Here is an 18,994-nt window from a genome sequence, read left to right as displayed (position 1 = left end):
AGCTCCGCGGACTGGCCCGGCAGATCATGGTGACACGGCATACCGATGCCGGAGCAACGCTGTACGCGATCCCGGGATCCTTGGTCCCTGTCGCAGCGGTGAGGCTTGTACCGACCGGATGGACGAAATGACCGAGTTTCGACAAAATGACGACGTTTTCCGCTATGCTACGGCGCGGTCGCACCTTGTCGTGTCTTCACATCAAACGGTGCCCGAGATACTCCAGATGACCAAGATTCTGCTGATCGAGGACGACAATGAGACCGCCGAGGAACTCGCGGCCGAACTGACGCAGCGCGGCTTCGAGGTCGAACATGCCGCGAACGGCATCGAAGGACTCGACAAGGCTCGCTCCATCAAGCCGGACTTGATGGTCGTCGATCGCATGTTACCGGGAATGGACGGACTCACCATCGTCGAGGCGCTGCGGCATGACCAAATTCGCACGCCCGTACTGATCCTGAGCGCGCTCGGAGCGGTCGATGATCGCGTCCGCGGATTACGTATGGGCGGCGATGACTATCTGACCAAGCCTTTTGCGATAGTCGAACTGGTGGCGAGGATCGAGGCCCTGTTGCGCCGTCCGATCGAAACGCGGGAAACCATGTTGCGGGTGGGACCGCTCGAACTCGACCTGATCGAACGCACAGCGCGGCGTGGCGAGCGGGAGATCGAATTGCTGCCGCGGGAATTCCGCCTTCTCGAATACATGATGCAGCGTAACGAGCAGCTGCTGACGCGGGCGATGTTGCTGGAGGAGGTCTGGAACTATAAATTCGTCCCGGACACCAATCTTGTCGATGTTCATATGGGGCGGCTGCGGCACAAGGTGGACACGCCGGGCGATCCGCCGATGATCCACAATGTCCGCGGCGCAGGATTTATTCTTCGTGCGCCTTCCTGATTTCGTCCGCACAACGACGTTCCGGTGGACGTCCATCGCGATCGCGCTCTGCATTCTTTTGTTCTCGGCCTTCGTGTACTGGGAGGCTGGCAGTTCGATGCGGGCTGACATGGACGCTTCGATCGCGGAGGCAAGCGAGGCGATCGCCTCGGATGTGCCGGAGCGCAGGATCATCGCCATCGAGGACCGCCTGGCGTCCGATCCGCGCCGGACCCGGTTGGCCGGTCTGTTCACAGCTGACGGAAAACGGATCGCCGGCAATCTGCGCGATATCCCGCCGCAATTGGCGATCGACGCCCGGATTCATGCGACGCAGGTGGTCAGGATCGATCCGCGCAAACCGGAGTCGATGTCCGTGCGCGCCATCGGTCGTCGCTTGCCTGACGGCCAAGTGTTGGTCATCGCGCGCCATAGCGGCGAACTCAAGGAACTGGCGGCAGCGATCGGCCGCGCCCTGCTGCTCGGTCTGCCGGTGGCGGGCGCCCTCAGCCTGGCGATCGGTGGCGTGCTCAGCCTGCGGGTGCAGCGTCGTGTCGATGAACTCCATGCGCAGGTCAGGCGTATCATTGATGCCGACCTGCGCGAGCGACTTCCTACGGCCAACCTCGACCACCCCTTCGACAAGCTGGCGATCATCGCCAACGGTATGCTCGACGAGATCGAGCTGCTGGTCACCGAAATGGCGGGGACCGGCAACGAGATCGCGCATGATCTGCGCACGCCGCTGACCCGTGTCCGCGTTGGTCTCGAGCGCGGCCGCGCCAATGCCACGACAGTCGCGGACCTGCAGGCGGTCGCCGACCGTGCGATCGCTGGCGTGGACAAAGTGCTAACCATTATCACCAGCCTGCTGCGTATCCAGGAGATCGAACATTATGGCGACCGCAGGGGGGTCGGCGATGTGGTGCTGGCGGGTTTGCTGCGTGAGGCCTGCGACCTCTACGAACCGATCGCCGAAGACAAGCAGGTCGGCCTACGCGTCGATGTCGACGACGATGCCATTGTTCGATGCGACCGCGATCTGCTGCAGGAGGCCGTCATCAACCTGGTCGATAACGCGGTCAAGTTCACGCCGCCCCACGGATGCGTCCGGCTGGCTCTCGTGCGAGGGCCCAGCGATGTCATTATCAGAATATCGGACACCGGACCGGGCATTGGAGAAGACGAGCGCGAAGCGGTGCTGCGGAGGTTCTATCGCTCCGATAAGAGCCGCAGGACCGTTGGCACTGGTCTTGGCCTCAGCCTGGTTTCCGCGATCGTCAAGCTGCACGGATTCCGGCTGACGTTGTCAACCGGTCCCGGCTGCGTCGCGGAGATCGCCTGTCCATTGCCGAAGAGATGATTTGTCTAAAGCGCATTTTAATCGCCTCGCCGTACCCGCTCACCATGTTTCGTAGATCGCGCTGTTGCTTAGACGCCGGATGGATATTCACGGCAACAGCGGCATCGATGGAAAGGATGAGATCATGAAAGGACGTACATTCAAGGTATTCGCAACGGCTGCGCTGGCATTGAGTCTACTGGCCACCGCCGCTGACGCGCGCGGCGGCGGCGGAGGTGGTGGCCACGGTGGTGGTTTCGGCGGCGGTGGCGGCCATATGGGCAGCTTTGGCGGCGGCTTCGGTGGTGGTCACATGGGCGGCTTCGGACCCGGGGTCGGCGGCGGCCATATGGCAGGCATCGCCGCCGGTCATGTGGGTGGAATCGGCGGCGAGCATCTCGGCGGAATCGGCGGCCAGCGTTTCGCAGGAGGCGGATTCGGATCGCACGCTTTTGCCGGACATCACCTCGTTAGACATACCGGCCGTGGCTTCGGCTTCCCGGGCTACTACGATGATTACGGCTATAGCTGTCCGTATGTTTACGGCCCGCTGCATCCCAACCATTATCCTTGGGTTGCCGGCTGCAGCTGACGAACCGTCCTGTAAGGGATCGCCGGCGTGACGTTGCGGAAGCCACGTCACGCCGGCTTTGTTCGTGCCGCAAGCCGAAGCTGAATTCGAATTTATATCCTTAACCTGTAATTTAATGGTTCCCGCGACCGCCGCCGCTATCTTTTCAGGATCGTCTGCAAAGGCCGTGACGTCGGCCCCGGACATCGATCAGCAACAGATCAATCATAGCGGAGGGGCTGACATGAATACCGATGGAATGTCGACGGAGTACTCCACACCGGCGTCTGGCCTGGCGGCTCCGATCGGGCTTCGGTCGCCCGCGGCAACCGGCACCGCCCTGAATTACCGAACCGACATCCGGCGTTTTGCCATGCTCGAACGCGAGCAGGAATACGTGCTGGCGATACGCTGGCGCGATCACGGCGACCGTGCTGCAGCCGAGCAACTTGTCACCAGCCACTTGCGCCTCGCTGCCAAGATGGCCATGAACTATCGTGGTTACGGCCTGCCGCTGTCGGAGATCACGTCGGAGGCCAATCTCGGCCTGATGCAGGCCCTTGACGGGTTCGACCCGGACAAGGGATTCCGCTTCTCCACCTATGCGGTGTGGTGGATCCGTGCGGCAATCCAGGACTACATCCTGCGCTCATGGTCGTTGGTGAAGATCGGCACCACCGCGAGTCAGAAGAAATTGTTCTTCAAGCTACGTTCGGCCAAGAGCAGGATTTCGGCGTTGGGAGGCGGCGACTTGCGGCCCGACCAGGTGACCCTGATAGCCACCGATCTGGGCGTGCCCGAGAAGGACGTTGTCGACATGAACCGTCGGCTCGGCGGTGATACTTCGCTCAACGCGCTGGTGCACGATGACGAGGGCGCCGCCGAGTGGCAGGACTATCTGATCGACCAAGCGCCTACACCAGAACTGATCACGGTCGAGCAGGACGAAATCGATCATCGACGTCAGGTTCTGGTGCGCGCGATTGACGTACTCAATGCGCGCGAGCGGCACATCTTCGAGGCGCGTTATCTCGCCGACGAGCCCGATACGCTCGAAGACCTCGCGCAGCACTATGGGCTGTCGCGCGAGCGGATTCGCCAGATCGAGCAGCGGGCGTTCGAGAAGGTGCAGTCGGCGGCGCGCAAGCTTGCGCACGATCGACGTCATACCCGCGCCCCGGCGCTGGCAACGCACTGAATTGCGTCATTCCGGCGGACGATGACGAATCGCGCAAGCGCGGGAAATCCGTTATGCTGGCGGCCCAAATGTCCCTCACGGGCCGCTCACGCGATGAATCTGGCCGAGTTTGCGAGTAGTTCAACCTTCCGCGCCGCTACGGTCGCGGCTGTCGCGCTTTCTTTGTTCGTGCTGGTCCTGTTCGGCTTCATCTATTGGAAGACCGACCGTCTGCTGGTGACCCGCTCCGACCATGTCATCGCCTTGCAGCTGCAAACGGTGGCGGCCTTGCCGAATGAACGCAGGCTCGAGGCGCTTCATCTTCAACTCAGCGAGGATTCGCGCGACGTGCATTTCGTCGGCCTGTTCCGGGCGGATGGAAGCCGGGTCGCCGGCAATCTCGAGCGCCCGCCGGCGATGCTGCGGTTGGACGCCACGGTGCAGACCGTCGAGATCATAAGGCCGCGCCCCGCTGGCCCGGAGCAACTAACCGTTCAGGCCATCGGTCAGCAGTTGCCGGACGGCGAGATATTGGTGATCGGCCGCTATGTCGATGAGGCGATTCAGCTGTCGATGGTTGTCAGCCAGGCTCTGGCTCTCGGTCTGATCCCGGCTCTGCTGCTATGCCTCGCGCTGGGCGCACTGCTCAGTCTGCGTGCCGAACGTCGGATCGCCGGCGTTAATGAGCGCATTCAGCGCATCGTGGCGGGCAGTCTGCACGAACGGCTCCCGGTCAATCGCAGCCGCGGCCGCGATCCGTTCACTCAACTCGCCGGCATGGTCAACAGCATGCTGGACGAGATCGAAACGCTGATCCACACGATTGCCGGAGTCGGCAATGACATCGCGCACGACCTGCGGACACCATTGACCCGGGCGCGCCTGGTCTTGGAGCGTGGCCGAGACAACGCTAGGACGCTGCCCGAATTGCGATCTGTGGTCGACAAGGGTATCGCGAGCATGGACCAGTCGCTGGCGATTGCCGCGGCGCTGCTGAGGCTGGCCGAGATCGAGAACAGCCGTCGCTCCACCGGATTCGGTAAGGTCGCACTGGAGGAACTGCTGCACGAAGTCCGCGATCTCTATGCGCCGATCGCCGAAGACAAGGGCATCACGCTGCGCACCGATATCGTTCATGCCCCGGTCGTCGAGGGAGATCGTGACCTGCTGATGGAAGCGATCGCCAATCTGGTCGATAACGCCGTCAAGTTCACGCCGCGGGGTGGACAGGTGCAGATCACCACGGTGTCCGGCGACGGCGAGAGTATTCTGCGCATCACGGACACCGGCGCGGGGATAGGCGAACATGAGCGTAGCGCGGTGCTGCGGCGGTTCTATCGCTCCGATGCGTTTCGCAAGACACCAGGCCTTGGCCTCGGCCTCAATCTCGTTGCGACGATTGCCAAATTGCACGGCTTTCGTCTGACGATCTTTTCGGGGGCGGGGTGCGTGATCGAAATCGGATTCCCTGACGCTTCCGAGATGAAAATCTAGACCGCGATCACATCGCTGCGAGATCGCTGTCCGTTACCCGGTGCGCCGTTTCCTAAATCGTTATTTAGTTGGCCCACCGCATCGCATCATTATGTCTTCCGAAGACCCAACAGTCGCGCGCCGCTGGATTGCCAATCCGGTCGGGCGTCAAGGAAGGAATAATCCAATGCGTTCAAATCTCATGCCAGTAGCGTCAGCAGTCTTTATCGCGTTGATCGCCATCGCAGCAGCTCCGAATGCCGCGATGGCCCGTGAATCCATCGTCGCATCGAAACCCTTGCCGGCTCCGGTGGGGCATGCCCAGCCGACCCCGAATGGCTTTCTGTCAGACGAAGATGCGAATGCGGACGAACAGCAGCGACTTTCGAAGTTCGATGCGCAGCAGCATCTGCTGGACGAACAACTCGACAAATCACTGAACATCTGCCGCTGCTGAGTTTCTGCTTTCATGCGGCGCCCAGGGCGGTCGCAGAATTCTTCCACTGACGGACAATCTGGGAGCGAGCAATGGGCATCGTGCGGTTTGCACTGAGATTTCCGTACACCTATTACGTGGTGGCGGTGCTGATTCTGTTTCTCGGCGGCGTTGCCATCCGCTCGATGCCGACCGACATCTTCCCAGAGATTCGTATTCCCGTCGTAACGGTGATCTGGAGCTATACGGGTCTCTCGACACCTGAGATGGAAGATCGGGTCTCGACCTACAGCCAGTACTCCATCAGCGCCAACGTCAACGGCATCAAGAATATCGAAGCACAGACTCTGAACGGGCTCTCGATTCAGAAGATCTACTTCCAACCCGACGTCAATCTCGACCTCGCAATTTCGCAGATCGTTTCGGCTACAAATGCGATCCGTGCGCTGATGCCGCCCGGCATCCAGCCGCCAATCGTGGTGCAGTTCAATGCCTCCAGCGTTCCGGTGCTGCAGCTCAGCCTCAACTCCGATACGCTCAACGAACAGCAATTGTATGATTTCGGCATCTACAGAGTCCGGCAACAGCTGGCGCCAGTGCATGGCGTGACGCTACCTACCCCGGCTGGCGGCAAGTATCGCCAGATTATGGTTGATCTCGATCCTGACAAGCTGCTGTCGCGCGGACTGACGCCGCTCGATGTCGTCAACGCGGTCAACACTCAGAACCTGACGCTGCCAACCGGAACCGCCAAGATCGGCGACAAGCAGTATACGATGCGTACAAACGCGACGCCCGCCAGCATCGCTGACCTCAACATGATCCCGGTCAAGTTCGTCAACGGCGCGACGATCTTTCTGAAGGACGTTGCCCAGGTTCGCGACGGGTCGGCAGTGCAGCAGAATATCGTGCGCCAGGACGGCCGGCGTTCGGTGCTGTTGAGTATCATCAAGAATGGCAACGCTTCGACGCTGACCGTGGTCAACGCAGTCAAGGACGTGCTTAAACAGGCGCGGGCAGCAGCGCCCGCCGGCTTAAAGATCAACGAGTTGTTCGATCAGTCCGTATTCGTCAAGTCATCGGTGACGGGCGTGCTGCACGAAGGCGCGATCGCCGCCGGCCTGACGGCGCTGATGATCCTGCTCTTCCTGGGATCATGGCGCTCAACGCTTGTGGTGATGATCTCGATCCCGCTGGCGATCCTGTCGTCGCTCGTCGTGTTGTATTTCCTCGGCGAGACGCTCAACACGATGACGCTCGGCGGCCTCGCGCTCGCAGTCGGCATTCTGGTCGATGATTCCACGGTGACGATCGAGAACACGCATCGGCTGCTGACCGAGGAACACATGGCGCTGTCGGACGCGACCCTGCATGGCGCAGCCGGCATCGCGATCCCGACGCTGGTCTCGACGCTGGCTATAAGTTGCGTCTTCACCTCGGTAGTGTTCCTCGATGGCCCCGCGAAATATCTGTTCACGCCGCTTGGCCTGGCGGTCGTATTCGCCATGCTGGCATCCTACGGCCTGTCGCGGACGCTCACCCCGATCACCATCGGGCTGCTGCTGCGGTACGAAAAGCACGGCCCGGACGATGGCCATCCGAAGGGGCTGTTCGCGCGGCTGTCGGGTGCGTTCGAGCGCGGCTTCGAGCGGATGCGTACTGGCTACGTCGAGCTGCTGACCCAGTTGCTCAAGAATCGCGTCGCCGTGCCGGTGGCTGCGGTGCTGATCATCGGTCTCGGCGGCGTCATGCTGGTCTCGGTCGGCCGCGATTTCTTCCCGCTGATCGACGGCGGCGAGATCCAGCTCCACGTCCGTGCCCCTGCCGGCACGCGGATCGACGCCACCGAAAAAATCTTTCAGCAGGTGGAGGACAAGATCCGCCAGATCGTTCCGGAGAGCGAGCGTAGTCTGATCGTCGACAATATCGGCCTGCCTGCTCGACCCTATAATCTTGCCTTTACCGACGGCTCAACCATCGGTGTCAATGACGGCATTATTCAGGTGGAGCTCAAAGAAGGTCACAAGCCTACGGCGGATTATGCCCGCAGGCTGCGTGAAGTGCTGCCGGCCGCATTCCCTGAAGAGGTGTTCTACTTCCAGGCCGCCGATATCGTAACGCAGATTCTGAATTTCGGGCTGCCGGCGCAGATCGACGTCCGGACCGTCGGCTACGATCCTGGTGACCTTGCCATCGCGCAGAAGCTGCGGGAGCGCATCGCGGCGATCCCCGGCATTGTCGATGCGCATCTTCAGCAGGAAACTGACGCGCCGTCATTTTATACCGAGATCGACCGTACCCGCGCGGCGCAGCTGGGACTCAATGCCAGTACGATTGCGACGAATATCAATGTCAGCCTGAGTTCCTCGTCGCAGGTGTCGCCGAACTTCTGGACCGATCCGACATCTGGCATTCCCTATTATCTCGCCGTGCAGACACCCGAATACCGAGTCAATTCGCTCAACGCCTACGGCAATACGCCGGTGTCGAGCACGCTGACCGTCGGCGGCCAGCCGGTGCCGGGAATGCTCAGTAACGTCGCGACCTTCAAGCGCGAGCCGCTGCCCACCAACCTGAACCAGGCCAACGTGCAGCCGGTTTACGACGTCTATGCAAGCGCACAGGGCCGCGATCTCGGCGCGATCTCCGCCGACATCAACAAGGTAACGGCCGATTTGCAGAAGGAGATGAAGCCCGGAAACAGCATTGTCGTACTTGGGCAGATCCAGAGCATGAACGATGCCTTCGTCAATCTCGGCATCGGTTTGCTGTTCGCTGCTGTGTTCGTCTATCTCCTGATGGTGGTGAACTACCAGAACTTCAGCGATCCCTTCGTCGTGATGCTAGCGCTGCCGGCGACGCTGGCCGGCATCGTCAGCATGCTGTTCATCACGGGTACCACCCTGAACGTGCCGTCGATGATGGGCGCGATCATGGCGGTCGGCGTGGCGTCGGCGAATTCGATCCTGTTGGTTACCTTCGCGCGCGAGCAGCAACTCGCAGGCCATTCTGCGTTCGAGGCCGCAATCAGCGCCGGCCACACCCGGATCCGGCCGGTGCTGATGACCGCGGCGGCGATGATCGTCGGCATGATTCCGATGGCGATCGGCAGCGCCGGGGAGGAACAGAATGCAGCGCTCGCCCGCGCGGTGATCGGCGGATTGCTGTTTGCGACGCCGACTACGCTTTTGATCGTGCCGTACTTGTTTTCGCTGTTGCGCAAACGCGTCGACGGCCAGCCGCAACACGGCGTCTTTGAGGAGGCTAGTTCATGACCGGGATTCAAAGGTTGCATGAGGCGCGGACGCAGGAGGGGCCGTCCGTGGTGAATCGGCAGGCGGAGCCGCCGCCGGTGCGGCCTCGCTCCAAGGCCCGGCTGATGCTGGTTCTGGCGGTCCTGCTGTTACTCGGCGGCGGTCTCGGCTTCGGCTTCCGGCGGCATGAGCAGGCGCAGCAGGCCGTTGCGGACACAGCAAAGGAACTCCGCGATCTAGTCCCGGACGTGAAGGTCGCGGTTATCAGCGACAGCACCGGCAGCAACGACATCTCGCTGCCGGCCACCACCACGGCGTTCGAAGCGGCGAATATCTTTGCCCGCACCAGCGGCTATGTTGAAAAACGCTATGCTGACATTGGCGATCGGGTCAAGGCCGGCGACCTTTTGGCTGAAATCACCGCGCCGGAACTCGATCACCAGATCACTCAGGCCCAGGCCACGCTGAAGCAGAACCAGGCCGCGTTGCAGCAGACACAGGCCAGCCGCGATCTGGCGGACGCCACCAACGGCCGGGACAGCAGGCTTGTGAAGCAGGGTTGGCTGACGCTGCAGCAGGGCGACAACGACCGGCTGACACTGGCGGCCCAGCAGGCGGCGGTCGGAGTTGCGCAGTCCAACATCGCCGCGCAAGAGGCGCAGATCCGGATTCTCACGCAGGAGAAGGCTTATCAGCGCGTGGTCGCGCCGTTTGACGGCGTCATCACCCAGCGCAATATCGATAACGGCAGCCTGGTTCAGTCCGGATCCACGTTCATGTATACGCTGATGCACAGCAATGTCGTCCGCGTTCAGCTATTCGTGCCGCAGGACGCGGCGTTCGGTGTGACTCCCGGCGTGAAGGCGAGCGTCCACATTCCGGAAATTCCCAATCGGGTGTTTGACGGCACGGTCACGCGGATCGCCTCTGCGTTGCAGCCCGGTAGCCGGACGTTGTTGACCGAAGTTGACATCCCCAATCCGGATGGGGCGCTCAGCCCGGGCATCTATTGCACCGTGGATCTGCACGTTCCGCGCAAGACGCCCGCCTTTATCGTGCCGGCAGATGCTGTGATCTTCAACGCCGAGGGCACGCAAGTGGCCGTTGCGCAGAATGGCATCGTCCATATGCACAAGATCACCATCGCGCGCGATTTCGGCACCTCCGTCGAAGTGCGCAATGGCATCAAGGCGGGCGACCAGGTGGTGCTGAATCCGATGGTGAATCTGGCCGAAGGTCAGAAGGTGAGGGCCCACAAGCAGGCTGTGTGAGCAGGAAAGGAAACGTAGCCATGGTGCGACTGTTAAGCGTTTTGATGCTATCGCTGTTGGGCTGCGATGCGGTTCTGGCGCAGGTCTCGACCATGGGCACGACGTCGATGGGGCTTCCGACCACTCCTGGTACGATGGTTTCCTCGCCGCTCAACGGCCCGAGTCCGTTCTCCGCGGCGACGCTTCCGGGGGCGGCAGATACCAGCCTGGCTCCGGTGCCGCTGGCGTCGGATCCGACAACGCCGGGCACCGTTATCAATTGCGCGCCAACCACGGCGCCAAGTGCGGCGACGCCCGCCGCCGCACTGGGAACGATCTCGACGACGAATCTCGGTAGCGCGACCGGTACGGCCACCCCGACCACGCCGGTTGGTAGCCCGCTGGACTCCAGCAGCTGTATCCTGAACGGGAATACCAGCCCAAGCGACCCCTCATCGTTGCCGCTCACGACTCCGCTGATTTCCAGCGTCCTGCCCGGCACGCTTGAGGCGCCGACTGCCATCCTCGGCGACACCAGTATCGCCCCGTCGGCGACGATGCCTACACCGAACGCGACGGCCTGCAACGAGACCGTCTCGATGAACCTTGCCGCCCCCGGCATGATGGCGGCTGCCAATGCCACGGGTGCCACAGCGACGCCAGGGGTAACCACGCTTTCGGGCTGCTGACTTAAGGTGCAGAGCTGTGCCTATGATTTCTTCTGGCACAAAGCGGACATTGCCTATCGTTATCTTGGAGTGAGACGATTAATCAGTTTTTCTTCGCGATCATGAAGTCGAAATCGCAGCCTTCGTTGGCTTGGGTCACCGTCTGCTGAAACAGGCGAGCGTAGCCACGTTCAGGCAGATCCGCATGAACCGTTGACTGTGCCGCGCGGCGCCTGTCGAGTTCGGCTTCATCGACCAGGAGTCTGATGGACCGCCCATCGACGTCTAGCTTGATCTGATCACCGTCGCGGACCAGCCCGAGCGGGCCGCCCACCGCGGATTCGGGCGTGATATGTAGCACGATGGTGCCAAATGCAGTGCCGCTCATGCGGGCATCTGAAATGCGCACCATGTCCTTCACACCCTGTCGGCCGAGCTTTTTTGGGATCGGCAGGTAGCCCGCTTCCGGCATGCCCGGTGCGCCTTTGGGTCCGGTGTTCAGCAGCACCAGAACGTCGTCGGCCGTTACGTCGAGATCGGGATCGTCGATCCGCAGTGCCATGTCCTCGACAGAAGTAAACACCACGGCGCGGCCGGTATGCTGCAACAGTCGCGGCGTCGCAGCCGAGCGCTTGATGATCGCGCCGCCGGGCGCGAGGTTGCCATACAGCACGGCCATGGAGCCTTCGGCCTTGATCGGATTGCTGCGCGGCCGGATGACGTCCTGACCAGGGACGATCTCAGCTTCGGCCGCGATCTCGCCGAGCGATTTGCCTGCGATCGTCGGCGCACTGCCATCGATGAGATCGCCGAGCTCAGCGAGCAGTTTCGGTACGCCGCCGGCATGATGGAAATGTTCCATGTAGTGAGCGCCCGAGGGTTTCAGATCGATCAGTACAGGTGCAATGCGACCGATCTCGTCGAGCATGTCGAGATCGTAACCATAGGGCGTTCGGTTGGCGATCGCGGTGAGATGAATGATGCCGTTGGTGGAGCCGCCGATCGCTTGCATGACAACGGTGGCATTACGGAAAGCTGCAGGTGTCAGCAATTCCGAGGGACGTGGTCCGCCGCTTACCGCCATTTCGGCGGCACGCTTGCCGCTTGCTTCGGCGAGACGGAAACGTTCGGCGTGCGGGGCAGGGATGGTCGCGCTCATCGGCAGCGACAGGCCCAGCACTTCCGTAACGCAGGCCATCGTGCTGGCGGTGCCCATCACCATGCAGGTGCCGACGGACGGCGCGAGACGTTCGTTGACTATTTCGATTTCCTCGGCGTCGATCTCGCCGGCGCGGTGCGCGCTCCAGAGGCGGCGACAATCGGTACAGGCGCCGAGCACCTCACCCTTGTGATGACCGACGACCATGGGGCCGACAGGGATCACCACCGTCGGCAGATTGACGGATGCCGCGGCCATGATCTGGGCCGGCAGCGTCTTGTCACAGCCGCCGATGACCACGATGGCGTCCATCGGCTGCGCGCGGATCATCTCCTCGGTGTCCATGGCCATCAGGTTGCGCAGGAACATCGAGGTGGGGTGCGCAAAACTTTCGTGGATCGAGATGGTCGGGAACACCATGGGCATCGCGCCGGCCAGCATCACGCCGCGCTTCACCGCCTCGATGATGGCAGGGACGTTACCGTGGCACGGATTGTAGTCGCTGTAGGTGTTGGTGATTCCGACGATCGGGCGCTCCAGCGCATCGTCGGAATAGCCCATCGCCTTGATGAACGCCTTGCGCAGAAATAGCGCAAATCCCGCGTCGCCATAGTTTGTCAGCCCTTTGCGAAGCCCTTTGGACATGTCGTTTCCCCTGCGGCCACCAAAGCCGATTTTCTTCGTTACATCGCCGGCGTCGTTGGTATTGTCAATAATCTGATTGGATACTGCGGATATAATCGCTAATATCGCTCAATTGGATATTTATTATTGACAATATAGCTGAACCTGTTCCAGGGTCCGGCCCAATAAAAAACAGACATCCGGAGGAGATCACCATGACGGCACGGAGAATTGGACTGGCTGCGGTTGTCGCGGCGGCCACCATCGCGAGCGCTGCTCCCGCTTTTGCGCAGGCCACGCAGATCACGATGTGGAGCAACTGGCCCGACGAGCCCGCCAAGAAGGATTGGGTGACGACGCGGGTGAAGGACTTCGAGGCTGCGAACAAGCAGTGCTCGGTCAAGCTCAGCTTCATCCCGAAAGCGGATCTCTACACCCAGGCCAAATCAGCGGTGCGGACCGGGCAGGCGCCTGACATCTTCTACATGGAGCCGGATCAGCCGGAATTTCTCGCCGGAGGCTTCCTCGAACCGCTGGATAGCTATGTCGATCTGGCGCAATACGAAGACTGGTCGAAACCAGCCTGGACATCGAAGGGCAAAGTCTACGGCCTGCCGGTCGAGGCCTATACGGTCGAGCTCTACTACAACAAGGACGCGGTCAAGAAGGTCGGCGTGGATGTACCGGCGTCGTTCCAGCTAACGCAGGAGCAGTTCACCGATCTGGTGAAGAAGGGCGTTGCCGCCGGCATCACCCCGGTGTCGCAGGGCGTCGGCGATCGTCCGTTCCCGGGTGGCTTGCTTCTGTTCGAGTCGCTGCTGCGCAAGCTCGGTATCGAGGACTATGGCAAGCTGCTCAATGGTGGGCTGTCGTTCAAGGATCCGCGCGTCGTTGAAGTCATGACCTGGATGAAGGGGCTGGTCGATGCCGGTGCCTATCCGAAGAGTTTTTCCACGCTGAAGCTCGGTGAGTCCCACTTCTATTTCTACAACACGCCGGGCGCGCTGACCTTCCCGGATCCGAGCTGGTTCACCGGTCGCGCCTTTGCGCCACCGGAAGGTGGTGGCATGCCGGCCAATTTCCCGCTCGGCATCATGCAATTTCCGGCAATGGACAAGGGCGCTTGTCCGGACTGCAAGACGCTCGCCGTCGCCGGCAGCTTCGTGATGTATTCAAAGAGCAAGAACAAGGATTGCGCCGGTGCGCTGATGAAATCCATGGCCACCGTCGAGAATGGCACCAAGTGGATGGAGCAGGTCTCGCTGCAGACCGGTCTGAAATCCGACCCGGCCAAGATCAACAGCCCGCGCAAGGACTACTTTGCGGAGCTCAACGCACGCAACAAGAACGTCAAATACTTCTTCGGCACGCCTCTGCTGTATTACCGCGCCAAGTGTGCGGAGACCTACACCCAGGTGATGAACAACGCTTTTCCGGCTGGCCTCCTGAGCGTTCAGGAAGCCGCGGAGAAGATGGACAGCGCCTGCTTCAAGAGCTGAGTACTAACAATGACATCGATCAGCATTCCATCCGCTGCCGAGGAGGGGGCTCAGCACGCAGCCCCCTCGCTGGCCGATCCGCGCCGGGCGAGCTGGTGGGTGCTGACCGTCTTTCTGGCGCCGGCTTTGGCGGTGTATATCGGACTGACCGCCTATCCGGCGTTTCGAACCTTCTATGACAGCTTCTTCACCATCGAAGGTCTCGATGCGACCTTCGTTGGCCTGGATAATTATCGCGCGCTGATGTCCGACGAGACGTTCTGGGTGTCGGTGCGGAACACATTCATCTGGTCGTTCATCGCGCCCGTGCTCGATGTTGTGACAGGCCTGCTGCTCGCACTGGCGCTATATGCGGGCGTTCCTGCCGCGCGCTTCCTGCGGGTCGCGTGGTTCACTCCGGTCCTTCTATCCTATGTCGTTGTCGCGATCCTCTGGATGTGGATATTCAACTACGACTGGGGAATCCTCAACGCCATGCTGCGCGCCGTCGGGCTTGGGGTACTGGCGTCGTCCTGGCTCGGTGATCCAAATTTGGCGCTCGGCGCCCTCATCGTGACCCATGCCTGGAAATGGGCAGGCTTCAACATGGTCGTTTGCCTCGCGGCGATTCATTCGTTGCCGCGCGAGGTACTAGAAGCCTCCGAACTCGACAATTGCGGCTGGGGCGCCAAGCTGCGCTACGTCATTGTGCCGATGCTGCGGCCGACCTTGCTGAACCTCTATATTCTTGCCTTCATCGGCAAGATGAAGATCTTCGACCTGGTCTGGATCATGACCCAGGGCGGTCCGCTATGGGCGACCGAAACCGTGTCCACCTACGTCTATAAGCGCGCTTTCAACTGGAACACCTTTGATCTCGGATATCCTTCCGCCATCGCGTCGGTGTGGTTCGTGGTGGTCTGCGCCGCTGTCATTATCCTCAATCGCCTTCTGGCGACCCGCGAACGTCTGGAGTACTGATCGTGGCTGCCATGCTTGCGGAGCGCGCGCCATTGCCGCGCTTCTTCAGCCGCGGAGCGCTTGCTCTCGTGCTGGGCCTCTACACCATCTACACGCTGGGCCCGTTCTTATGGCTGGCAACGATGTCGGTACGGACCACCGCCGAAATCAGCGCCGACCACTATGCGTGGCCCAAAGTGTTCCACTGGGAGCAGTTCCGGATCGCCTGGGTCGATTCCGATTTTGCGACCTATTTCTGGAATTCGACGATCGTCGTGGTGGGCGCCGTCGCCGTTGTGACGCTGCTTGGCGCCGCAGCAGCGCATGCGCTGGCGCGCTATCGTTTCCGTGGCAACCGGCTGGTCTACGGAATCCTGTTCTCGTCGATCATCTTCCCGCCGCAGATCACCTTGATCTCGCTGTACCAGATCCTGGTCGATTACAATCTCTACAACAGCCTGCTCGGGTTGGCGCTGGTCTATGTGTCGCTGCAGCTACCGTTGACGGTCTATCTGCTGGAAGGATTCTTTGCGCGCATTCCACAGGATCTGTTTGACGCCGCCAAGATCGACGGCTACGGCGATCTCGAAATCTTCCGGCGCATCGTGCTGCCCATCGGCATGCCGGCGATTGCCACCACGCTGATCCTGAACTTCATCCAGCTCTGGAACGAGTTTCTGTTTGCCGTCGTGCTGATCACCGATCCTGACAAGCGCACGCTGCCGGTCGGCATCCGTGCCTTCATGGGCGATCACTTCCAGGACATTGGCATGATCGCCACCGGCGTCATGATCTCCGTCATTCCGGTGATCATCGTCTACGTCTTCTTCTCAGAGAAACTCATTCGCGGCATGACTGCCGGCGCAATCAAATAAGAGGCAGCCATGGCCGTTGTCACCCTCGACAAACTCTCCAAACAATATGGGCCGACCGGTCCGGTGGTCGTCGACAAGGTCGATCTTCATATCGGCGACGGCGAATTCATGGTTCTGCTCGGGCCCTCAGGCTGCGGCAAGTCGACGACACTGCGCATGATCGCGGGCCTGGAAGAGATCAGCTCCGGCAAGCTCTCGATTGGCGATCGCGTGGTCAATCAGGTGCCGGCCAAGGATCGCGACATCGCGATGGTGTTTCAGTCCTATGCGCTCTATCCGCATATGAGCGTTGCGGACAATCTCGCCTTCGGCCTGCGCCGGCGCAATTTCGCCGCTGCCGAGATCGAACGCCGGGTGCAGGATGCGGCGAATATTCTTGGTCTGACGCCGCTGCTAACGCGTAAGCCCAGCGCGCTGTCCGGCGGCCAGCGCCAGCGTGTCGCACTTGGGCGCGCCATGGTGCGCGAGCCGATGGTGTTCCTATTCGACGAACCGCTGTCCAACCTCGACGCTGCGCTACGCGTCAACACCCGCAGCGAGATCATCAAGCAGCACAAGCGGCTGGGATCGACGATGATCTATGTGACCCACGACCAGGTCGAGGCCATGACCATGGGAACGCGGATCTGCGTCATGAATGCCGGTCGCGTTGCTCAGATCGGCGCGCCGCTCGACGTCTATTGGGAGCCGGCGGACACGTTCGTCGCCCGATTCCTGGGATCGCCACCGATGAATCTGGCGACGGCGGTTGTCGCTTCGGCCAATGAAAGCTCTGTGGCACGAAGCCAGAGCCTTGTGACAGTGCTGACGCGCTGGTCGCCTCAGTTATTGGGAAAGCTGGTAGACCAGAAGGTGACAATCGGCGTGCGCGCCGAGGATTTGCATATCAACAAGGCGGCGTTGGGCAGCGAGCCTGCGGGCCATGTGCGGGGGCGTACGATCGCGGTGGAGCCGCTGGGCGCGGAAACCTTGCTGTTGGTCGAAATCGAGCCCGGCGTGGAGTGGACGGCGCGATTGCCGCGTCATGTGCCTGTCGCCATCGACGAGACCGTCGATCTGTATTTCCCGGCCAATGCAGTCTTCGTGTTTGACGCAACGACGGGCCGGGCCGTCATCGGCGAGAAGCGTCGGGATATCAGGCAATGAGCAAGCCGTTGCGGATCGGATTGATTGGTGCGGGGTGGGTCACGCAATATCATCTGCTGGCATGGCAGAAGCTCGCAGGGCGTGCCGCGGTGGTCGCGATCGCCGATCCCTCGTCGGAGAATGCTACCGCGCGCGCTCGGCAGTTCGAGATCGGGCAATGCTTTTCGCGCGCGGAAGACATGCTGGCCGAATGTGAACTCGATGCGGTCGATATTGCTGCGCCGCGAGCCTTCCATGCGCCTTTGGTACGCCTCGTCGCCGATCGTGGTCTGCCGGTGCTTTGCCAGAAGCCGCTCGCCCCGACACTCGCAGAAGCCGAGGCGCTGGCTCGTGATGTCGAGGGTCGCATCCGGTTGATGGTGCATGAGAACTGGCGCTTTCGTGCATACTATCGCGATGTCGCATCCTGGATCAGGGACGGTCGTATCGGGGCGGTGACAGCTGCCCGTCTGACGCTGCTGACATCGGGCACGATTCCCGATGCAAACGGCCAATATCCTGCGATCGAGCGCCAGCCGTTCATGCGCGGCGAGTCCCGCATGCTGGTGGCTGAAGTGCTAATTCACCATCTCGATACTTTGCGCATGCTGCTAGGCCCGCTGGATGTGATCGCGGCGGCGCTGACCCAAACATGTCCGGATATTGCGGGTGAAGACGGTGCCGTGATCCAGATGCGATCCCGCGCCGGCGCCGGTGTGTCGTTGTTCGCGAGCTTTGCAGCTCATGGCGCGCCGATATCGCAGGCCGATCAACTCGAAATCCTTGGCACGATTGGCTCAATTCGGCTCGAAGGTACGCAGCTGAAGCTGACGGGCGCGCAAAGCGAGATCCGCGCCTACGATCTCGCTGCGACCTATCAGGGTTCCTACGATGCGACCATCGCGCATTTCATCGATGCGCTGCAAAGCAGCGCGCCTTTCGAGACCTCTCCCGCGGACAATCTGCAAACCCTGCGCCTTGTCGAGGATTGCTACCGGTTGTCAGGGCGCGAAGCATCTGGAGGCAATGCCAGATGACTGTCACCAAAATTGCGTCACGCGCCGATGAACAGGCCGAGATCATCCGGCGGGTCGAAGAGGATATCATCTTCGGCCGATTACCGCCCGGCGCGCGGCTGATCGAAGACAACCTGATGGAACGCTATGGCGCCTCGCGGCACTTCGTGCGTCAGGCACTGGTGCATCTCGAGCATACGGGCATCGTCCAGCGGGAGAAGAATGTAGGCGCGACGGTGCGTTCCTATTCGACGGCCGAGGTGAAGCAGATCTATGAAGTGCGCGAGATGCTCACGCGCCAGGCCGCACTGATGATCCCGTTGCCAGCCAAGGCGTCGCTGATCATGGAGCTCGAAGCCATTCAGGCAGAATATGTGCGGTATGCCGAGCGCGGCGATTTGCGCGGCATTCACGACACCAATGATGCGTTCCACATCGCTCTGTTTGCGGCGTGCGGAAACCCGTACCTGGTGCGATCGCTGCAGGATTACATGGGCCTGACACTGCCCATGCGTGCCAAGAACCTTGCCGATCACAACGGGCTGCAGGTGTCGATCCAGCAACACGATATGATGATTTCACTGCTGCGTGGCAACGACAATTGGGCGCTGTCGCAGCTCTGCGTCGAGCACATGCACTCCAGCAAGGCCGATTACCTGCAACGCGTGGCCGTGCCCGGCCCAAATCTAGGGCCGGACTGACA

16 protein-coding genes are annotated in these 18,994 nt (G+C 61.2%); 15 read left to right on the top strand and 1 reads right to left on the bottom strand.

Translation table 11 applies throughout. The annotated features are described in order from the left end of the window. Positions 1–226 precede the first annotated feature (226 nt). From SFY93_RS27665 to SFY93_RS27625, 9 genes are all read left to right on the top strand, one after another. Complete coding sequence (locus SFY93_RS27665) at positions 227–904, top strand: response regulator transcription factor (protein ID WP_089267551.1); 678 nt, start codon at positions 227–229, stop codon at positions 902–904. After that, positions 864–2,246, top strand: a complete 1,383-nt coding sequence (locus SFY93_RS27660; protein WP_320445344.1) for a sensor histidine kinase — start codon at positions 864–866, stop codon at positions 2,244–2,246. Before SFY93_RS27665 ends, SFY93_RS27660 begins: the two co-directional genes overlap by 41 nt. Positions 2,247–2,370: 124 nt before the next feature. Next, entirely contained in the window at positions 2,371–2,817 is a 447-nt protein-coding gene (locus SFY93_RS27655; protein ID WP_320445343.1) for a hypothetical protein, read from the top strand. 64 nt (positions 2,818–2,881) lie between these two features. After that, positions 2,882–3,994, top strand: coding sequence for an RNA polymerase sigma factor RpoH (gene rpoH, locus SFY93_RS27650; RefSeq protein ID WP_320445342.1), 1,113 nt, complete (start codon positions 2,882–2,884; stop codon positions 3,992–3,994). 93 nt (positions 3,995–4,087) lie between these two features. Further along, on the top strand, positions 4,088–5,467 hold the full coding sequence (locus tag SFY93_RS27645) for a sensor histidine kinase (RefSeq protein WP_320445341.1): 1,380 nt from the start codon (positions 4,088–4,090) through the stop codon (positions 5,465–5,467). 91 nt (positions 5,468–5,558) lie between these two features. After that, a complete protein-coding gene (locus tag SFY93_RS27640) occupies positions 5,559–5,903 on the top strand; it encodes a hypothetical protein (RefSeq protein WP_320445340.1) in 345 nt (114 codons plus the stop codon). Between the two features lie 71 nt (positions 5,904–5,974). Beyond that, positions 5,975–9,157, top strand: a complete 3,183-nt coding sequence (locus tag SFY93_RS27635) for an efflux RND transporter permease subunit (RefSeq protein WP_320445339.1) — start codon at positions 5,975–5,977, stop codon at positions 9,155–9,157. After that, positions 9,154–10,407, top strand: coding sequence for an efflux RND transporter periplasmic adaptor subunit (locus tag SFY93_RS27630; protein WP_320445338.1), 1,254 nt, complete (start codon positions 9,154–9,156; stop codon positions 10,405–10,407). The genes SFY93_RS27635 and SFY93_RS27630 overlap by 4 nt, the downstream gene beginning before the upstream one ends. Positions 10,408–10,427: 20 nt before the next feature. Continuing rightward, entirely contained in the window at positions 10,428–11,075 is a 648-nt protein-coding gene (locus tag SFY93_RS27625) for a hypothetical protein (RefSeq protein ID WP_320445337.1), read from the top strand. An 82-nt stretch (positions 11,076–11,157) separates the two neighbouring features. Here SFY93_RS27625 and SFY93_RS27620 read toward each other — a convergent pair whose 3' ends face one another. After that, a complete protein-coding gene (locus SFY93_RS27620) occupies positions 11,158–12,858 on the bottom strand; it encodes an IlvD/Edd family dehydratase (RefSeq protein ID WP_320445336.1) in 1,701 nt (566 codons plus the stop codon). A gap of 194 nt (positions 12,859–13,052) precedes the next feature. Here SFY93_RS27620 and SFY93_RS27615 point away from each other — a divergent pair, with 194 nt between their 5' ends. The 6 genes from SFY93_RS27615 to SFY93_RS27590 are packed head-to-tail and all read left to right on the top strand — an operon-like array spanning position 13,053 to position 18,992. Continuing rightward, positions 13,053–14,336 (top strand): ABC transporter substrate-binding protein, encoded by a 1,284-nt coding sequence (locus SFY93_RS27615; RefSeq protein WP_120288873.1) that lies wholly within the window; start codon positions 13,053–13,055, stop codon positions 14,334–14,336. A gap of 9 nt (positions 14,337–14,345) precedes the next feature. Then, entirely contained in the window at positions 14,346–15,296 is a 951-nt protein-coding gene (locus SFY93_RS27610; protein ID WP_320445335.1) for a carbohydrate ABC transporter permease, read from the top strand. A gap of 11 nt (positions 15,297–15,307) precedes the next feature. After that, complete coding sequence (locus tag SFY93_RS27605) at positions 15,308–16,150, top strand: carbohydrate ABC transporter permease (protein ID WP_320447868.1); 843 nt, start codon at positions 15,308–15,310, stop codon at positions 16,148–16,150. 9 nt (positions 16,151–16,159) lie between these two features. After that, on the top strand, positions 16,160–17,296 hold the full coding sequence (locus SFY93_RS27600) for an ABC transporter ATP-binding protein (RefSeq protein ID WP_320445334.1): 1,137 nt from the start codon (positions 16,160–16,162) through the stop codon (positions 17,294–17,296). Next, positions 17,293–18,312, top strand: a complete 1,020-nt coding sequence (locus SFY93_RS27595) for a Gfo/Idh/MocA family protein (protein ID WP_320445333.1) — start codon at positions 17,293–17,295, stop codon at positions 18,310–18,312. The genes SFY93_RS27600 and SFY93_RS27595 overlap by 4 nt, the downstream gene beginning before the upstream one ends. After that, positions 18,309–18,992 carry a GntR family transcriptional regulator gene (locus tag SFY93_RS27590; protein ID WP_093760894.1) on the top strand — a complete coding sequence of 228 codons (684 nt, stop codon included), beginning with the start codon at positions 18,309–18,311 and terminating at the stop codon, positions 18,990–18,992. The genes SFY93_RS27595 and SFY93_RS27590 overlap by 4 nt, the downstream gene beginning before the upstream one ends. The last annotated feature ends 2 nt before the right edge of the window (positions 18,993–18,994 follow it).

Origin of the sequence: Tardiphaga sp. 42S5, from assembly GCF_034044155.1 — a bacterium.
GTDB lineage: Bacteria > Pseudomonadota > Alphaproteobacteria > Rhizobiales > Xanthobacteraceae > Tardiphaga > Tardiphaga robiniae.
The sequence above is the reverse complement of the archived record's forward strand: the minus strand, read 5'-3'. Positions and strand labels throughout refer to the sequence as shown.